Origin of the sequence: Lichenibacterium ramalinae (genome assembly GCF_004137085.1) — a bacterium.
Taxonomy (GTDB): Bacteria; Pseudomonadota; Alphaproteobacteria; order Rhizobiales; family Beijerinckiaceae; genus Lichenihabitans; species Lichenihabitans ramalinae.
In genome coordinates this window covers 46,337-63,080 of record NZ_QYBC01000001.1, presented here as the reverse complement: position 1 = coordinate 63,080, position 16,744 = coordinate 46,337, and the positions used below count along the sequence as shown (strand labels likewise).

At 73.8% G+C, this 16,744-nt stretch carries 15 protein-coding genes; 8 read left to right on the top strand and 7 right to left on the bottom strand.

The window, feature by feature from the left end:
- Nucleotide 1: 1 nt before the first annotated feature.
- Together D3272_RS00300 and D3272_RS00295 are read left to right on the top strand one after the other, a co-directional pair.
- A complete protein-coding gene (locus tag D3272_RS00300) occupies nucleotides 2–433 on the top strand; it encodes a cupin domain-containing protein (RefSeq protein WP_129217434.1) in 432 nt (143 codons plus the stop codon).
- 4 nt (nucleotides 434–437) lie between these two features.
- A complete protein-coding gene (locus D3272_RS00295; RefSeq protein ID WP_129217079.1) occupies nucleotides 438–1,637 on the top strand; it encodes an aldose 1-epimerase family protein in 1,200 nt (399 codons plus the stop codon).
- On the opposite strand, the gene cueR is transcribed toward D3272_RS00295, so the two are convergent.
- Nucleotides 1,540–2,001 (bottom strand): Cu(I)-responsive transcriptional regulator, encoded by a 462-nt coding sequence (cueR, locus tag D3272_RS00290; protein ID WP_129217078.1) that lies wholly within the window; start codon nucleotides 1,999–2,001, stop codon nucleotides 1,540–1,542. The genes D3272_RS00295 and cueR overlap by 98 nt on opposite strands.
- Before the next feature lie 77 nt (nucleotides 2,002–2,078).
- Between cueR and D3272_RS00285 the strand changes: the two genes are divergently transcribed.
- Nucleotides 2,079–4,757, top strand: a complete 2,679-nt coding sequence (locus D3272_RS00285; protein WP_129217077.1) for a heavy metal translocating P-type ATPase — start codon at nucleotides 2,079–2,081, stop codon at nucleotides 4,755–4,757.
- A 59-nt stretch (nucleotides 4,758–4,816) separates the two neighbouring features.
- Nucleotides 4,817–5,224 carry a CopM family metallochaperone gene (gene copM / locus D3272_RS00280; RefSeq protein WP_129217076.1) on the top strand — a complete coding sequence of 136 codons (408 nt, stop codon included), beginning with the start codon at nucleotides 4,817–4,819 and terminating at the stop codon, nucleotides 5,222–5,224.
- A 49-nt stretch (nucleotides 5,225–5,273) separates the two neighbouring features.
- Here copM and D3272_RS00275 read toward each other — a convergent pair whose 3' ends face one another.
- The 3 genes from D3272_RS00275 to D3272_RS28270 all read right to left on the bottom strand — a co-directional run bounded on the left by D3272_RS00275 (nucleotide 5,274) and on the right by D3272_RS28270 (nucleotide 10,035).
- Nucleotides 5,274–6,350, bottom strand: a complete 1,077-nt coding sequence (locus D3272_RS00275) for an acyltransferase family protein (RefSeq protein ID WP_129217075.1) — start codon at nucleotides 6,348–6,350, stop codon at nucleotides 5,274–5,276.
- 145 nt (nucleotides 6,351–6,495) lie between these two features.
- On the bottom strand, nucleotides 6,496–6,843 hold the full coding sequence (locus tag D3272_RS00270; RefSeq protein WP_129217074.1) for a hypothetical protein: 348 nt from the start codon (nucleotides 6,841–6,843) through the stop codon (nucleotides 6,496–6,498).
- A gap of 120 nt (nucleotides 6,844–6,963) precedes the next feature.
- On the bottom strand, nucleotides 6,964–10,035 hold the full coding sequence (locus D3272_RS28270) for a GAF domain-containing protein (RefSeq protein WP_129217073.1): 3,072 nt from the start codon (nucleotides 10,033–10,035) through the stop codon (nucleotides 6,964–6,966).
- 268 nt (nucleotides 10,036–10,303) lie between these two features.
- On the opposite strand from D3272_RS28270, the gene D3272_RS00260 reads away from it, so the two are divergent.
- Nucleotides 10,304–10,699, top strand: a complete 396-nt coding sequence (locus D3272_RS00260) for a DUF3303 domain-containing protein (RefSeq protein ID WP_129217072.1) — start codon at nucleotides 10,304–10,306, stop codon at nucleotides 10,697–10,699.
- On the opposite strand, the gene D3272_RS00255 is transcribed toward D3272_RS00260, so the two are convergent.
- From D3272_RS00255 to D3272_RS00245, 3 genes are all read right to left on the bottom strand, one after another.
- Nucleotides 10,681–11,655 carry a hypothetical protein gene (locus tag D3272_RS00255; RefSeq protein WP_129217071.1) on the bottom strand — a complete coding sequence of 325 codons (975 nt, stop codon included), beginning with the start codon at nucleotides 11,653–11,655 and terminating at the stop codon, nucleotides 10,681–10,683. The genes D3272_RS00260 and D3272_RS00255 overlap by 19 nt on opposite strands.
- A gap of 133 nt (nucleotides 11,656–11,788) precedes the next feature.
- Nucleotides 11,789–12,196 (bottom strand): DUF6481 family protein, encoded by a 408-nt coding sequence (locus D3272_RS00250; protein ID WP_129217070.1) that lies wholly within the window; start codon nucleotides 12,194–12,196, stop codon nucleotides 11,789–11,791.
- A 193-nt stretch (nucleotides 12,197–12,389) separates the two neighbouring features.
- The gene (locus tag D3272_RS00245; protein WP_129217069.1) at nucleotides 12,390–12,893 is read right to left on the bottom strand and encodes a DUF983 domain-containing protein; all 504 of its coding nucleotides are present in this window, start codon (nucleotides 12,891–12,893) and stop codon (nucleotides 12,390–12,392) included.
- A 212-nt stretch (nucleotides 12,894–13,105) separates the two neighbouring features.
- Between D3272_RS00245 and folE the strand changes: the two genes are divergently transcribed.
- The 3 genes from folE (at nucleotide 13,106) to D3272_RS00230 (ending at nucleotide 16,742) form a co-directional block, all read left to right on the top strand.
- Entirely contained in the window at nucleotides 13,106–13,777 is a 672-nt protein-coding gene (folE, locus tag D3272_RS00240; RefSeq protein ID WP_129217068.1) for a GTP cyclohydrolase I, read from the top strand.
- A gap of 5 nt (nucleotides 13,778–13,782) precedes the next feature.
- Entirely contained in the window at nucleotides 13,783–14,250 is a 468-nt protein-coding gene (locus D3272_RS00235; protein ID WP_129217067.1) for a 6-pyruvoyl trahydropterin synthase family protein, read from the top strand.
- A gap of 62 nt (nucleotides 14,251–14,312) precedes the next feature.
- The gene (locus D3272_RS00230; protein ID WP_129217066.1) at nucleotides 14,313–16,742 is read left to right on the top strand and encodes a putative bifunctional diguanylate cyclase/phosphodiesterase; all 2,430 of its coding nucleotides are present in this window, start codon (nucleotides 14,313–14,315) and stop codon (nucleotides 16,740–16,742) included.
- The last annotated feature ends 2 nt before the right edge of the window (nucleotides 16,743–16,744 follow it).

The following is a 16,744-nucleotide window of genomic DNA, read 5'->3' as shown; positions in this document are numbered from 1 at the left end:
CCTGTCGGCTCGCGAGGTCGCCCGCCTGCTCGACCTCGCGCCGCACCCGGAAGGCGGCCATTACCGCGAAACCTTTCGCGACACCGCCGTCGACCCCGACGGGCGCCCGGCGTCGACCGCCATCCTGTTCCTGCTGGCGGGCGACGAGGTGTCGGACTGGCACCGGGTGGACGCTGCGGAGGTTTGGCACTTCCACGCCGGCGCCCCGATGGTCATCACGCTCTCGCCGAACGGCCACGACGCCTCGGCCCACCACCTCGGCCCCGACATCCGGGCCGGCCAGAGCCCGCAGATCGCCGTGCCGGCCCGCTGCTGGCAGACCGCCGCGAGCCTCGGCGCCTGGACGCTGGTGGGCTGCACGGTGGCGCCCGGCTTCCGCTTCGAGGGGTTCGAACTGGCGCCGCCCCATTGGCGGCCGATGCCGCGGGAATAGCGCCATGGTGGCCCTCTACGGACGCGAACTGTCGCGCCTCGACCTCGCCCGGCGCGCCGGCAGCCTCGCGCAATTCGCCGGCGTGCGCCTCGTCACCCTGGGCGACGGCGTCGAGCGCGGCATCCGGGCACTGCAGTTCCGCACCGGTTCCGGCCTCGCCTTCACGGTGCTGGTCGACCGCGCCATGGACATCGGCGATTGCGAGCACGGCGGCCGGGCGATCGGCTGGCAGTCGGCCAGCGGCTTCCGCCATCCCGGCCTGCACGAGACGGAGGGCGAAGGCGGGCTCGGCTTCCTGCGCAGCTTCTCGGGCCTGCTCGTCACCTGCGGCCTCGACCATGTCGGCTTCAACGCCGAGGAGCCCGCCGCCCACTACCATTACGGCCCGCGCTCCAGCGTGAAGCACACGATCCACGGCCGCATCGCCACCGTGCCGGCGCGGCTGACCGGCTATGGCGAGCGCTGGGACGGGGACCGCTGCATCCTGTGGTGCGAGGGCATCCTGCAGCAGGCGGCGGTCTTCGGCGAGGACCTCCACCTCATCCGCCGCATCGAGGCGGATGTCGGCGGCGACGAGATCCGCATCCACGACCGGGTCGTGAACCACGGCTTCTACGCCACGCCCCACATGGTGCTGTACCACCTCAACGTCGGCTATCCGGTGCTGGACGCGGGGACGCGGCTCCTCGCCCCGATCGCCGACGTCGTGATGGCGGCGCATGCCGGCGAGGCCTACCGGCGCCAGGGCGTCGGCTACCGCACCCTGCCGGCGCCGCGCGACGGCTTCACCGAGCAGGTCTGGGAGCACGACCTCGCGGCGGATGCCGAAGGGCGCGTGCCCTATGCGGTGGTCAACGACGCCCTCGGCTTCGGCCTCGCCGTGGAGGTGACGAAGGCGCAGCTGCCGTGTTTCACCGAGTGGCAGCACTTCCAGGCCGGCGCCTATGCGCTCGGCATCGAGCCGGGATCCAACCACGTCCCGGGCCACGCCTTCGCGCGCGAGCGGGGCGAACTCATAGTGCTGCAGCACGGCGAGGAGCGAGCCTACGACCTCACGCTGCGGGTGCTCGACGGGGCCGGCGCCATCGCGGCGGCCGAGGCCCGGATCAGGGCCGTGGGGGCTCAGCCCGACGAGGATTATCCCGAGCCGTCGGGGCGGTTCGCGCCGCTGCGGTCGCGTTCTTCCCCGCCAGCCCCTCGATGATGGGGCAGTCCGGCCGGCCATCGCCGGCGCAGCCGTCCGCGAGGTGATGCAGCGTCGCCACCATCTCGCGCATGCCGGCGATCCGACCCTCGAGGTCGGCGATGTGGTCGAGCGCGATGCGCTTCACCTCGGCGCTCGATCGACCGCGGTCGCTCCACAGCGCCAGGAGATCGCGGATCCGCTCGATGGCGAAGCCGAGGTCGCGTGCCCGGCGCACGAAGCGCAAGCGCGCCACGTCCTCGGCCGTATAGTCGCGGTAGTTGCTGTCGCGGCGCCCGGCCGGCGCCACGAGGCCCATGGCCTCGTAGTGTCGGATCATCTTGGCCGAGGCGCCCGAAGCCTTGGCGGCCTGCCCGATCTGCATGGCGATTGTCCCCTCGGCGGCGGCGCTTGACCCTCCCATGATGGGAAGGTGCAGGGTGGCGTTCAAGGATGGACGCCATGACCGAGACCCACCACCATCACGGGACAGCCGGAGGCTGCTGCTGCTCCGCGCCGAAACCCGCCCCTGCCGGAGCCGCATCCGCCGCCAAGGACCCCGTCTGCGGCATGACGGTCGACCCCGCCAAGACCCGGCACCACGCCGACCACGCCGGCACCACCTACCACTTCTGCTGCGACGGCTGCCGCGGCAGGTTCGTGGCCGACCCCGCCCGCTACCTCGCGGCGGCGGACGCGAAGGACCCCGTCTGCGGCATGACGGTCGACCCCGCCAAGACCCGGCACCACGCCGACCACGCCGGCACCACCTACCACTTCTGCTGCGACGGCTGCCGCGGCAAATTCGTGGCCGACCCCGCCCGCTACCTCGCGGCGGCGGACGTCAAGGACCCCGTCTGCGGCATGACGGTCGACCCCGCCAAGACCCCGCATCACGCCGACCATGCCGGCCAAGCCTACCATTTCTGTTCGGCGGGCTGCCGGACGAAGTTCGCGGCCGATCCCGCCCGCTACCTGGCACCGGCGCCCCGCGACGAGGCGCCGGCGCCGCCCGGCACCGTCTACACCTGCCCGATGGACCCCGAGGTGCGGCAGGTCGGGCCCGGCGCCTGCCCGATCTGCGGCATGGCGCTGGAGCCGGAAGACTTCACCGCCGAGGCCGGCCCCAATGCCGACCTCGTCGACATGAAGCGCCGCACCTGGCTCGCCGCGGCCGGCACCGTGCCGGTCGTGCTGCTGGCCATGGGCGGTGAACTGGGCGGCGGGTTCCTGCACGGCGCCGTGCCGTTCGGCGGGGAGGCGGGCAACCTCGCCCAGATGGTGCTGGCCACGCCGGTGGTGTTCTGGGCCGGCTGGCCCTTCATCCAGCGCGGCTGGGCCTCGCTGCGCAGCCGCAACCTCAACATGTTCACCCTGGTGATGATCGGCACCGGCGTCGCCTGGGCCTATAGCGCGGTGGCGACGCTGGCGCCCGGCCTGTTCCCGCCCGCCTTCCACACGATGGGCGGCGCCGTCGGCACCTATTTCGAGGCCGCGGCCGTCATCACGCTGCTGGTGCTGGTCGGTCAGGTGCTGGAGCTGAAGGCGCGCGACAGCACCTCGACGGCCATCCGCGGACTGCTCGACCTCGCCCCCAAATTCGCCCGCCGCATCGCGCCGGACGGCAGCGAGGCCGACGTCCCGCTCGACGCCGTCGCGGTCGGCGACCGGCTGCGCCTGCGTCCCGGCGAAACCGTGCCGGTCGACGGGACGGTGGAGAGCGGGGAAGCCGAACTCGACCAGTCGAGCGTCACGGGCGAGTCCCTGCCGGTGCGCAAGCGGGCCGGCGACGCCGTCATCGGCGGCACGATCAGCCGCACCGGCGGGCTCGTCATCCGCGCCGACAAGGTCGGGCGCGACACGCTGCTGTCCCGCATCGTGCAGCTCGTCGCCGCGGCGCAGCGCAGCCGCGCCCCCATCCAGCGCCTGGCCGACCGCGTCTCGGGCTGGTTCGTGCCCGGCGTGCTGGCGGCCGCCCTCGCCGCCTTCGCGGCCTGGATGGTGTTCGGCCCGGAGCCGCGCTTCGCCTCGGCCGTCATCGCCGCCGTGTCGGTGCTGATCATCGCCTGCCCCTGCGCCCTCGGCCTCGCCACGCCCATGTCCATCATGGTGGGGGTGGGCCGCGGCGCCCGCGCCGGCGTGCTGATCCGCGACGCCGAGGCGCTGGAGCGCCTGGAGCGCGTCGACACCGTGGTGCTCGACAAGACCGGAACGCTCACCCGCGGCGTGCCCGCCGTCACGGCGGTGGCGGCGGCCGAGGGCTTCGGCGAGGACGAGGTGCTGGCGCTGGCGGCCGCGGTCGAGCGGGCCAGCGAGCACCCGCTGGCCCGCGCCATCCTGGCGGCGGCCGAGGCGCGGGGTCTGCCCGTGGCCGAAGCGGAGGGCTTCGCCTCGCCGGCGGGGCGCGGCGTCCACGCCTTGGTGGCGGGGACCGATGTGCTGGTCGGCTCCGCCCGCTTTCTGGAGGATAAGGGCGTCGCCGTGGGCGCCCTCGCGGCGCGGGCCGACGCCTTCCGGGCGGACGGCGCAACCGCCGTGCTCGTGGCGGCCGGCGGGCGACTCGCCGGGGCGATCGGCGTCGCCGACGCGGTTCGGCCGGAAAGCGCCGCCGTGGTGCGGGCCTTGAAGGCCGCAGGCCTGCGGGTCGTGATGCTGACGGGCGACAACGACGCGACGGCCCGCGCCATCGCGGCCCCGCTCGGTATCGACGAGGTCCTGGCCGACGTCCTGCCGGACGCGAAGGCCGCGGCCGTGGAGCGCCTGAAACGCGAAGGGCGGATCGTCGCCATGGCCGGCGACGGCGTCAACGATGCGCCGGCTCTGGCGCTGGCCGACGTCGGCGTCGCCATGGGCACCGGCACCGACGTGGCGATGCAGAGTGCCGGCGTGACGCTGCTCGGCGGCGACCTCGCGGGACTGCTGCGGGCGCGGGCGCTGTCGCGCGCCACGATGGGCAACATCCGGCAGAACCTCGCCTTCGCCTTCCTCTACAACGGCATCGGCATCCCGGTGGCGGCCGGGGTGCTGTACCCCGCCTTCGGCCTGCTGCTGTCGCCCATGCTGGCCGCCGCCGCCATGGCGCTCTCCTCGGTGAGCGTCATCGGCAATGCCCTGCGGCTCCGCGGCGCCGATATCGGCTGACCACCCGTCGCCCGCGCCGCGACGGCCGGGCCCGCCTCTCGATCGAAAGGACCCCGTCGATGACACAGCTCCCCCACACGCGCGACCCCGGCCCGCTCGTCCTCGCCGCGTTCGTCGTCATTTTGGCCGGCTCGGGCGCGGCCCGGGCCGCCGAGCCCATGAAGATGGACCACGCCACCATGGCGCCGGCCGCGGCCGCGCCGGGCGGCGACCACGCGGCCGACAAGGCCTATGCGGCCGCCAACGACGCCATGATGACGGGCATGGACGTGAAGCCCACGGGCGACCCCGACCGCGACTTCGCCGCCATGATGCTGCCCCACCACCAGGGCGCCGTCGAGATGGCCAAGGTCGAGGTCCAGTACGGCCACGACCCGATGCTGCGCAAACTCGCCGCCGACATCATCAAGGCCCAGGCGATCGAGATCGCCCAGATGCAGGGTTGGCAGAAGCGCCACGCCCGCTGAGGGCCGGCCGACAGGCGCGCGCTCGTCGGCCGCCGCTCGGGTGGCCGCGTCAGCCCTCCGCCACGGCCAGCGACGGGGCCTGCCGCGGCGCGACGCGGCGCTGCAGCCAGCGGGTGAGCGGCACCTCGAAGCCGTGGTGGACGGCGAAGCTCGCCGCCAGCGTCGGGGCGACGAGCAGCAGCATGAACGGCAGCGCCGGCAGGCGCGCCAGGTCGAAGACGCGGCCCAGCACGGATTCGAGCCCCAGATAGGCGCCGTAATGCACGAGGTAGAGCGCGTAGGAAGCATCGCCGAGCCGCTCGAAGGCGCGGCGCACGGGTCCGGCCGGGCGGCGCGGCAGGCATAGGGCCGCCGCCGCCACGATGGCGGCGGCCGGCAGGCCCCAGGCCAAGCCGCGCCAGCTGCCCCACCAGCTGTCCGACCACGGGATGGCGGCGGCGATGGCGGCGAGGCCGAACGCCACCAGCGCGGCCGCGGCGGGGCGGGGCAGCCGTCCGCCCGAAAGGCCAACCTCGGCCAGGAGCAGGCCGGTGACGAATTCGAGCACCTGCGTGGCGCCGAGGTAGGAAAGCCACCCGGGCAGCGCCAGCATGCCGTTCGCCGCCACCAGGGCGGCGAGGGCGAGCGACAGGGTCGCCACCGCGCCGCGCCGGGGCAGGGCGAGGACCAGGGCGAAGACGAGGTAGAAGGCCATCTCGTAATCCAGCGTCCAGCCGAGCGGGTAGACGGGCGTCAGATCCGGGTTGGCCGGTGCCGCATAAGGCACGAAGGCGAGCGACAGGGCCACGAAACCCGCGAAGGCGCGGCGCCCGAGGTCGCCGCGGGCGTCGGCGGGATCGAGCAGCACGAAGAGCGCCGTCACGGCCCAGTAGAGCGGAACGATGCGGGCGAGCCGCTTGAGGAAGAACGGCACGGCCGCGCGCGCGCTGCCGAACAGCGGCGCCGAGGCATGCACCATCACGAGCCCGGAGATGACGAAGAACACGTCGACCCCCGCCGCACCGCCCATGAAGCCGGGCAGCCGCGTCGCGATGCCGACCCCGTCGACCTCTTCACGGGCGTGGAACAGGACCACCGCCAGGGCGGCGAGCCCCCGCAGCACCTGGATGTTGGAGAGTTTCCGCATCGCGCCGGTTCGCCGCCCGCGTCGGGCGCGGGCGGGCCTGTCCTGCACGGTCGCGGCGGGGGATGCAATCGCCACACCCCCGTCTCGGGCGGTTCGCCGTCGCGGCGGCCCGCCGTTGGGAGTGCGAGCGGGCCGCGCCCGGGCGTCAGATGGACTGGAGGGCCTGGAACTGGCGCTGGGCGCTGCGGGCCGCGATCCATTCCTGGGCGAAGTCGGGCGCCACGCGATAGCGCTCGCCGTCGCTCTCGTACCAGCCGCCCTCGTCGAGGCGGGGCGCCGCTTCCCCGCCGTGCAGCGCCACCGTGACCCGGTTCAGCGCATGGGCCACGAGGTCGGGCGAGCCCGCCCGCCGCGCGATGTCGGCGGCCGAGCCCTTGCCCTCCGCCACCTCGTCGATGATCTCCATGTAGCGGACGGCCGGGGCCGTCCACCGATCCTGCTCGAGGCGCGTCAGCGCCGTATCGACCCGATCTTTCCAGGCTGGTTTGGTCATGCAGGGCCTCCTGAGACGACCCAGACTAGGCGCAAGGCGACGCGTCTTGCAAGACGCGCGACGGCCCGCGAACGCAATCGTGAACGGCGCCTGAATGGGGCGCCCGGCCGCGCTCGAGCGTCATCCGTCGCGGCCGACCGGCTCCGCTTCGGCCGGTCGCAGCGTGGGCAGGCGCAGCGTGAAGCTGGTGCCGGCGCCGAACCGGCTCTCGACCGCCACGGTGCCGCCGAGCAGCACGGCGAGGGCGCGGGTGAGGGCGAGGCCGAGGCCCGTGCCGCCGAACCTGCGCGTCGTGGTCTCGTCGGCCTGGGCGAAGCGTTGGAACAGGCGTCCGACCTGCTCCTCCGTCATGCCGATGCCGGTGTCGGAGACGCGGAACACCACGGCGTCGTCCTGGCGCGTCACCCCCAGCGTGATGCGCCCCGCTTCGGTGAACTTCGCGGCATTGCCGAGGAGGTTCAGCAGGCACTGACGGATCTTGACGCCGTCCGAGCGCAGCAGGCCGGCATCCGCCGCGACGTCGAGGTCGAGCCGATTCCCCTTGCGGTGCACGAGCGTCGCCACCGTTTCGGCCACGTCGCGGGCCAGCGCCGCGGCATCCACCTCCTCGTCGACGACGTCCATGCGGCCGGCCTCGACCTTGCTGAGGTCGAGCACGTCGTTGATGAGGCCGAGCAGGTGGCGGGCATTGGACTTGATCTTGCCGAGGTCGCCCAGCATCTCGCGGTGGCCGAGGTCGTCGAGGTCTTCTTCCAGCATCTCGCTGTAGCCGATGACGGCCGAGAGCGGCGTGCGCAGCTCGTGGCTCATGTTGGCCAGGAAGGCGCTCTTGGCGCGGTTGGCCCCCTCGGCCGCCTCCTTGGCGGCGGACAGCTCGATCTCGGCGAGCTTGCGCTCGGTGATGTCCTGCACCACGCCGACGAGGCGCGGGGCCAGCCCGCCGCCGTCGAACCGCCGGGCGACCCGGCGGATCCAGCGCTGGGCCCCGTCGTCGGCGCGGCGGATGCGGTATTCCGCTATCGGGGGCGCCGACGGGTTGCGGCGGGTTTCGGGCGTGTGCACGAGGGCGCGGTCCGCCTCCGCCACGAGGTCGGTGAAGGTGGCGGTGGAGCAGGACCGGGTGTCGGGCAGGCCGAACAGGCGGAACATGCCGGCGGAGGCTTCCACCTCGTCGCGCTCGAAATCCACCTCGAAGGTGCCGATGCCGCCGACCTCCTGGGCGAGGAGCAGCCGCGTTTCGCTCTGCCGCAGCGCCACCTCGGCCCGGGCCCGGTCCATGGCGTCCTGGGTGCGGGTGGCGACCTCCTTCATCAGTCGCATCTCGTGGGCGCCCCACCGGCGCGGCACCTCCGCCTGCGCCAGCGCCACGGCGAGCAGCCGCCCGCCTTCGGTGACGGGTACGGCCAGCATGGCCCGGATTCCGACCGCGGCATGGGCCGAAGCGGTCGCGGCCCCGGCGCGCGGGTCTGCGGCGACGTCGTCCGACACCAGCATCCGTCCGGCCCGCAACTCGCCGCTCCACGCGGGACCGAGATCGTCGAGCCCGAACCGCAGCGGGCCGCCGGAGGGGGCGCCGTCCCGCTCCCACCGGCCCGCCGGTGCCGGGGACGTGCCGTCCCCGGCGATCTCGGCGAAGACGACGCGCATGGCGTCGAGCTCCCGGCCCAGCGCTTCCGCGGCGGCCGCCCCGACGGCGCCGGGCTCCTCGAGGCCGCGGAACCGGTCGTCGAGCTCGAGCAGCAGGTTGCGGCGGATCTCCTCCCACCGCCGTTCGGACACGTCCTGGACGATGCCGATGAGGTCCGTTGCCGTCCCCGACGCGTCGCGGACATAGTCGGCACTGCGGGCGATCCAGCGCAACTCGCCGGTATCGGCCCGGCGGATGCGGTATTCGACGTGGGCGGCTTCCGGCGTGTCCTCGCCGCGCAGGTGGCCGGTCGAGCGGTCGCGGTCGCCGTCGACCACCAGGCTCTCCCACAGCGCGACCGGCGACTCGGCCCGGGGCTCGAGGCCGAGGAGGCGGTAGAAGCCGTCCGACGCCACGGTGATGCGCCGGGTGAGGTCCGTCGAGAAGGTGCCGATGGCGGCGGCCTCCTGGGCGCGCCGCAGCATGGCCTCGCTGGTCCTGAGGTCGCGGATCGAGCGCGTCTCGGCGACATCGCCGAAGCCGGCCGCGACGGCTGCCGCCAGCTGCTCGACGGAGCGGATGTCCTGCGCGGCGAAGGCGTCGATCCGGCCGGACTGCACCTTGAGCACGCCCACGACGTCGCCGAGCCGGGCGATGGGCGCCACCACCATGGAGCGGATGCCGAGCTTCCGGGCGAGGGCGGGGTCGACGCGCGGGTCCCGCTCGGCATCGCCGGTCGACAGGGTGCGGCCTTCGCCGAGGCTCCGCCCGGAAAGGCTTTCGGCGATCGCGATCCGCAGGCCCTGGAAGGGTGAAAGCCTGCCGGCCGTCGCGGCATAGACCAGCGCGTCGCCGTCGCGCATCTCGACGACCGCGCCCTCGCTGTTCGCCACCGTCCGCATGGCGGCCGTGACGGTGGCGTCGAGGATGGCGGAAAGGTCGCCGCCCGCCGCCCCGATGCGGCCCTGGAGGGCCAGCAGGGCGCCGTGCCGCTCGACCTCGCGCTGCAGCATGGCTTCGGCGGCACCCCGGGTCGCCAGGGAGGCGTCGCGCTCGGAGATGGCGCGCCGCAGCTCCAGCTGCGCCACGACCTGCCGGGCCAGTGCCCGAAGCGCATCGCGTTGTCGGTCCGTCAGCCCGTCGGCGCGGGGCACGTGGTCGATGACGCAGAGCGAGCCGAAGGCGATGCCGGCCGGGGTCTTCAGCACGGCGCCCGCGTAGAACCGCAGGTGCGGCTCGCCCGTCACCAGCGGGTTGCCGCAGGTGCGCGGGTCGGCCGACAGGTCGGGGATCTCGAGGATGTCGTCCTGGGCGAGCGCATGGACGCAGACGGAGCGGGACATGTCGGTCTCGCCGGGGGCGAAGCCGCGCCGCGCCTTGAACCACTGCCGCTCGCGGTCGACGAGGCTGACCAGCGCCACGGGCGCCTCGCAGACCTGGCAGGCCAGCGTCACGACATCGTCGAACCCCGCTTCCGGCGGCGTGTCGAGGACCGCATAGGCTTCGAGGACCGCCAGCCTCTCGGCTTCGGCGTCCTCCGCCACCGTCCCGTGCGACGTCACCATCGTGCTTCGCGTCTCCCGCCGTCCCCGTCACCCACTGATCTAGGGTCCGCGACCCTGTTGCCGAGGGACGCGGGCCCGAAAATAAGGACCTGTACACAGGCCTGGGTTGAAGCGCCGGTCCGGCGGCGACCAGGCCGGCCCGACGGTGCGGGGCGCCCCGGCGCCCCGGCGCTCCCACTGCCCCGGCGCCCCGGCACCGGCCGCGCCGCGTTGATCGCGACGGACGATCGTGCGCTATGGTGGGTCGAGGCCTTGCGGGAGTGATGGAATGAAGTTCTTGGTGACCTATCGGGAGCGGCGCGCCGATTTCGATCCGGCGGCGGCCCAGCGCCGCGCCGCGCGCCTCCTGACGGAGCGCGCCATGCCGGCGGGACTCAAGGTCCACGAGCTGCTGTCGCGCATCGGCGGGGGCGGCGGCTATGCCGTGGTGGAGACGGCCGAGGCCGAGGACCTCCAGCACCTCGCCGGCCTGTTCTCGGCCTACGACTGCCGGATCGAGCCCGTGCAGGACATCGCCTTCAACGGCGCCGGGTCCCAAGCGCCGGACGAGGCCGAGGCATCGCCGCCGGCCGGGCCGGCGCGCTCCCGGCTGCCCGCCATGCCGGCGTCCGAGCCGCACGAGGGCGCCTTCTCGGACGACGACGTCTACGACACGGAGGACTGAGACACGGAGGACTGAGGCGGGGCACGCTCGCCGCGGCGCGGGATGTTCTCGACGCCGACCCGGGCCACCTCCTGGCGGGCAGCCGCCAAGGCGTCGAGCGCCGCGCCCGCCGCCCCGAGGCCGGCGCCGGCCGCCATCAGCATCAGCGACATCAGCGTGGCGGGGCCGAATGGCAGCGTCCCCCGCCAGCGATAGATGGTGAGCGGCGGCAGCGCCGTGGCGATGCCGGCCGCCACGATGGCGAGGCCGAGGAGCCCGAGCACGCGGCGCGGCCGCTCTTCCACCAGGAGCCGCCAGACGAGATGCAGGAGGCCGAGCCAGCCGGCGATCGTGCGGGCCGGCGGCGGGCCGCTGGACGGCGCGCGGCCGGCCGACAGCGCCGTCATGCGGCCGACGGGCAGCCGCAGTCGCAAAGCATGCAGCGACAGGTCGAGGGCGGAGGCGCGCTCGGGGCCGGCCGCGGCGACCCGGTAGGAGCGGGCGAAGCGCCGGGAACAGGCCTTGAAGTCGGAGGACAGCATGTCGCCGCCCTGGCCGAAGAGGAAATCCACCGCGCGCGACAGGAGGCGGTCTCCGGCATCGCCGCCCGCACCGGCGGCGAGCCGCGACACGTCCACGAGGTCGCGGGCGTTGCCGTCGATTTCGGCCACGATCAGCGGCGCCAGGCACACGTCCTCGGGTCCGACGCCGTGGGCCAGGATGTAGATGTCGGCGTCGACGTCGGCCAGCATGCGCCGCACCTGCGCGCGGCGGCTGCCGGACGTCGCGCCGCGCAGGATGCCGCCCGCCGTCCCGACCTCGGCCACGGCGGCGGGCGTGAGGCCGTCGTCGTAGACCAGGACGGTCGCGCGGGGCAGGAGCGTGCGGAAGCCGCGGATCGTCGCGGCGAGGGCATCGCATCCGGTGAGCAGGATGGCCACGTCCGGCCCGGGGTCGGCCACGGTCGCCCAGGCCACGGGTCGGGCGGCACGGGAGGGGTGCGGGGGAGCACCCCGCGATGCCGACAGGACAGGATGGGGCACCGTTCACCTCGCCGAAAGACGAGGCCGACGGTAGTGCCGCGACCTTAACGAAACCGGTCGGTGCCGGTCAGGTGCCGCGCACGCGTGCCTTGCGGGCCGCGTAACGGGCGTCGCGCGCCGCCTTGCGGTCGGCTTCGTCCGCCAGGATGCGGGCGGCGCGTTCGAGGCGTGCAGCCTCGGCGGCGGCCTTCTCCTGCTCCTGCAGGGCCTGGCGCTCCGCCTCGGCGGCGGCGTCGGCGGCCGCGCGGGCGGACTTCTCCTCGGCTTCCTGCAACGCCTGCTGGCGGCGCTGCTCTTCCTTTTCCGCCTGGCGCTTGGCGCGCGCCTCGGCGATGGCCTGGCGCTCGGCGGCCTTGCGCAGGACTTCGGGGTCGTCTTCGGCCGGCTTGGACTTCAGCTTCTCGACCAGGGCCTGCTTGGCGGCGGAGGTGGAGCTGATACGGTCGGCGAAATTGGCGTTGTTGAATCTACCCACTGGTCGTCCATGTTCGAGTGCGGCCGGGCCCGGTCGCGGTCCCCGCAGGAGCGCGGCCTGCGCCACGCGGCCGACGGGCGCCGCCCTGATATAAGGGCGCTACCCGGCGCTGAAAAGCTCCGGAGGGCCCGCGAAGGGCCGACATGCGCTGAAATCGTCGTCGCGCATCGCCGGGCGCGAGACCGCGGTCCCGTCAGGGCCGCGACGGTCCCGCGCTGCCGAACAGGGCCGGATGGGTGTCGGGCACGTCCGGCGTCCCGCCGAAGCCATGCATCCGCAACGCCCATTGCAGCCCCACGAGGGCCCCCTTGGCACTGGGCAGGAACGCCAGGCAGAGCGCCACCGTGACGGGGAACCAGACGGCGGCGTGGAGCCACATCGGCCAGGCATAGGCCATGTCGACGGCGAGCACCGCCGCCACGACGAGGTGGCCGACGACGAAGATCGTGACATAGGGCGGCGCATCGTCGGCCCGCTGGTGGTGGAGGTCCTCGCCGCAGTCCGGGCAGGCGTCGGCCACCTTGAGAAAGGCCCGGAACAGCGGCCCGCGGCCGCAGGCGGGACAGCGGTGCAACGCCCCGCGCAGCATGGCCCGGGGCACGTCGCGGCCTGCCGGCCCGTCGTCCCCGCCATAGCGGCGCGCGCCGGGCGACCCGCCCCGCGTTTCATCCCCGAACCCGCCCTTGCTCCCGTCCATGACGTCGATCCCGCATCGCGCCCCGGCCACACCCGCGACGCCAACCCCCTATATAAGGGGGGATCGGCGCCACCGCGAGGTGCCGGCGCGCACCGGTGCCCCGCCTTGCAAGGGGGGGTGCGCGGCGCGCGCGAAGGGACTAGACCCGCGGCCGGTGGCGCCCCGGCGCGCGCCGAGGCGGCCCGGTTTTCGGACACCGCGTGGAGATCAACATGAACAAGGTCGTCGATCCCCGAATCGCGCCGGGCTTCGGAAACCAGACCGTGCCGGGCCTGCTGGGCGAGGCCGAGCGGGCCGCCATGACGGAGGCGGCCGCCCGCAAGATCGAGGAATTGTTCGACGTCCTGAGGGTCGATCACCGCAACGACCACAATACTCGGGACACGCCCGCCCGCGTGGCCCGGATGATGGTGGAAGAAACGTTGCGCGGTCGTTACACGGCGCCGCCCAAGATCACCGACTTCGACAACGTCGAGCGCTGCGACCAGCTGATCGTCACGGGACCGATCGAGGTCCGGTCCACCTGCGCCCACCACCTCATGCCGATCTACGGCCATGCCGTGATCGGCATCCTGCCGGCGCCGGACGGCAAGATCATCGGCCTGTCGAAATACGACCGCATCGTCGACTATTTCTCGTCGCGCCTGCAGATCCAGGAGGAGCTGGCGAAGCAGATCGAGCGCTTCCTCGTCCAGAACACCGCGCCGCGCGGCCTCGCCGTGCGGATCAGCGCCGTGCACATGTGCAAGACCCACCGCGGCGTCCGGGCGTCCCATGCGAGCCGCATGGTCAACACCACCTATCACGGCGCGCTGGGCAGCGACCCGCAACTGAAGGCCGAGTTCCTCCAGGAATGCGCCATGCTCGAACGCCACGCGTCCTGACCGGCATGGTCGCGCAAGCCCCGGGACTCTACCGGTCCACCAAGTTCTACGACCACAGCGAGGGCCTGTCCTGCTGCTTCCGGCAGTGGCGGGCGGGCCATTCCCATTGCCGCCTGCTGCACGGCTACGCCCTGGCCTTCCGCTTCACCTTCGCGACGCGCGAGCTCGACGAGCGGAACTGGTGCTTCGACTTCGGCGGGCTGAAGCCGGTGCGGCGATGGCTGCACGAGATGTTCGACCACACGCTGGTGGTGGCGGAGGACGACCCCGAGCGCGACAGGCTCGAAGCGCTCGGCGCGGCCGGCCTCGCCGACATCCGCGTGCTGCCGGCCGTCGGATGCGAGGCGACGGCGCGTTTCGTTTACCTCCACGTCAGCGGAATGGTCTATGGAGAGACGGACGGCCGCGTCTGGTTGGAGTCTGTCGAGGTGGCGGAACACGGCGGCAACTCCGCCCTCTACTCCCCCGCCTGACCCGCTCCCCGCCGCCCGTCGACGGAGGCCGCCGTCCCGGCTGCCAGGCAGGGACGCAGGCCGTGTTGTCGTTGAAGGCGGGCAAGATCGTCGTCCTGGGCGCCACCTGCGGCTTCCTCGCCGCCGCCATCCAGGTATCGGTCCTCATCGGCGCCCGCCAGGCCGAACTGGCGCCGGCGGCCCGCTGCGACGCATGCCTGGCGACGAGCCAGGTCGAGATCGAGTTCGCCCGCCTGGAGCAGCGCATCGCCGCCGCCCTGGTGCCCGGCACCGCGGTGGGGCCGGCGGACGTGCGGCTGCGCTTCGATGCGCTGGCGACGCGCGCCGCCGCCCTCGACCTGCCCGCCATCCGGACCGTGCTCGACCAGGACACCGCGGCCGCCGCCACCAGGGAGCGGCTCGCCGGCGCGCTGCGGGCGCTCGGCCCCGACATCGCGCGCATCGACCAGCCCGGGATCGGCGAGGCCGCCCTCGCGGCCCTGGCGCCGCTCGACTTCGACCTGTCGCGGCTGTCGGCAGCGGCGGACCGGGCCGGCCTGGCCCGGGCGGCCGCGGCGGAGGCCGAACTGGCGCGGCTCCACCGCATCCTCACCGCCGTCCTGGCCTGCCTCTTCGCCTTGGGGGCTGTGCTGCTGGCGCTGCTCGGCTGGCACAACCGCCAGCTCGGCCTCGCCCGGGACGGACAGCAGCGCTCCTCCGAGAAGCTGCGGGCGGCCTCGGCGCGCCTCGCCGCCGCCACCGCCGAAGTGTCCACCGTCAACGCGCAGCTCCAGGCCCGCAATGCCGTCCTGGACCGGCGCGACCGCGAACTGGGGTTGCAGAACCAGCGGTTCGACGCCGCATTGAACAACATGGCGGTGGCGCTCTGCATGGTGGACGGCAACGACCGGCTCGTGGTGTACAACCGGCGCTTCGCCGAGCTGTTCGGGCTGGCCCTCGCCCCGATCCCGGGCCTGCTCTTCGCCGATCTCCTCGGCATGGCGACCGGCCCGCAGCTGGAACAGGTGCATGCCCGCCAGCGGGCCCTCTCGGCCGAGGCCGGCGATACCAATTTCATCCAGGAGATCGCGCCCCCGGCCGCGGCGCCGCACGAGGGCGGGCCCCGCACCGTGTCGGTGTCGCACCGGCCGATGCGCGACGGCGGCTGGCTCGCCACCTACGAGGACGTGACGGAGCGCCGGCAGGCCGAAAGCCGCATCGCCTTCCTGGCCCGGCACGATCCGCTGACCGGCCTGTGCAACCGCGCGTTCTTCGCCGAGCAGCTCGATGCCGTGTTGGCGGAGGCCCGGCGACGCGGCACGCCGCTCGCCGTCATCGCGCTCGACGTGGACGGCTTCAAGGACGTCAACGAGGGCCACGGGCCGGCGGCCGGCGACGCCCTGCTGCGCGAGGTGGGACGGCGCATCGTCCGGGCGGCCGGGGACGGCGTCGTGGCGCGGCTGGGCGGGGACGAGTTCGCCGTCATCGCGCCGGGCGCCGCCGCCCCCGGCGCCCTGGCGACGCGGCTCGCCGAGGCGGTCGGCGGACCCTTCGCGGCGGGCGGCGCCGCCCTCGCCCCGACGGTGAGCGTCGGCTATGCCTCCTGGCCGGCCGACGCCAGCTCCGCCGAAGCCCTCACCCGCCACGCCGAATCCGCGCTCGCCGCCGCGAAGGGTGCCGGCGGCGGCGCCATCCGGGCCTTCGCGCCGGACCGGGACGCGGCGCGCCGCGCCCGTCGGGCCCTCGAGGCCGACCTCCGCCAGGCGCTGGCGAACCGCGAGTTCACCCTCGCGTTCCAGCCGCTCGTCGACACGCGCCGCGTGGCCATCACGGGCTTCGAGGCGCTGCTGCGCTGGCACCACCCGGGGCGCGGGGCGGTGTCGCCGGCGGATTTCGTGCCGCTGGCGGAGGAGATCGGCCTCATCGGCGAGATCGGCAATTGGGTGCTGGGCGAAGCCTGTGCCCAGGCGGCGCGCTGGCCCGGCGACTTCACCGTGGCGGTGAACCTGTCGCCCGCCCAGTTCGGCCTCATGGACGTGGTGTCGAGCGCCGACGAGGCGCTGGCCCGCTCCGGCCTCGGGGCGGCGCGGCTCGAACTCGAGATCACCGAAACGGTGCTGCTCGACGACGGGGAGCACATGCTGGAGATCCTGCACGCCCTGCGCGCCCGCGGCATCCGCATCGCCATGGACGACTTCGGCACCGGCCATTCGTCGTTGAGCTACCTGCGCCGCTTTCCCTTCGACAAGATCAAGATCGACCAGTCCTTCGTGCGCGACATGGCCACCCGGCCGGACTGCATCACCATCGTGCGGTCCATGGCGGCGCTGGGGGCGAGCCTCGGCATGACGACGACGGCCGAGGGCGTGGAGACGCCCGAACAGTTCGCCCAGCTCCAGGCGGCGGGCTGCGACCAGGCGCAGGGCTACCTCTTCGGTCGCCCCCAGCCGCCCGCCCAGATGAGCTTCGCGCTCGGAGCCGACTGGGCTTCCCGGGGCGTCGCGGCGGCCTGACG

What these genes read in the sequence shown, in the direction of transcription:
- D3272_RS00295 (WP_129217079.1), top strand. Translation starts at nt 438, where the DNA reads ATGGTGGCCCTCTACGGACGCGAACTGTCGCGCCTCGACCTCGCCCGG.
- cueR (WP_129217078.1), bottom strand. Translation starts at nt 2,001, where the DNA reads ATGCAGATCGGGCAGGCCGCCAAGGCTTCGGGCGCCTCGGCCAAGATG.
- D3272_RS00285 (WP_129217077.1), top strand. Translation starts at nt 2,079, where the DNA reads ATGACCGAGACCCACCACCATCACGGGACAGCCGGAGGCTGCTGCTGC.
- copM (WP_129217076.1), top strand. Translation starts at nt 4,817, where the DNA reads ATGACACAGCTCCCCCACACGCGCGACCCCGGCCCGCTCGTCCTCGCC.
- D3272_RS00275 (WP_129217075.1), bottom strand. Translation starts at nt 6,350, where the DNA reads ATGCGGAAACTCTCCAACATCCAGGTGCTGCGGGGGCTCGCCGCCCTG.
- D3272_RS00270 (WP_129217074.1), bottom strand. Translation starts at nt 6,843, where the DNA reads ATGACCAAACCAGCCTGGAAAGATCGGGTCGATACGGCGCTGACGCGC.
- D3272_RS28270 (WP_129217073.1), bottom strand. Translation starts at nt 10,035, where the DNA reads ATGGTGACGTCGCACGGGACGGTGGCGGAGGACGCCGAAGCCGAGAGG.
- D3272_RS00260 (WP_129217072.1), top strand. Translation starts at nt 10,304, where the DNA reads ATGAAGTTCTTGGTGACCTATCGGGAGCGGCGCGCCGATTTCGATCCG.
- D3272_RS00245 (WP_129217069.1), bottom strand. Translation starts at nt 12,893, where the DNA reads ATGGACGGGAGCAAGGGCGGGTTCGGGGATGAAACGCGGGGCGGGTCG.
- folE (WP_129217068.1), top strand. Translation starts at nt 13,106, where the DNA reads ATGAACAAGGTCGTCGATCCCCGAATCGCGCCGGGCTTCGGAAACCAG.
- D3272_RS00235 (WP_129217067.1), top strand. Translation starts at nt 13,783, where the DNA reads ATGGTCGCGCAAGCCCCGGGACTCTACCGGTCCACCAAGTTCTACGAC.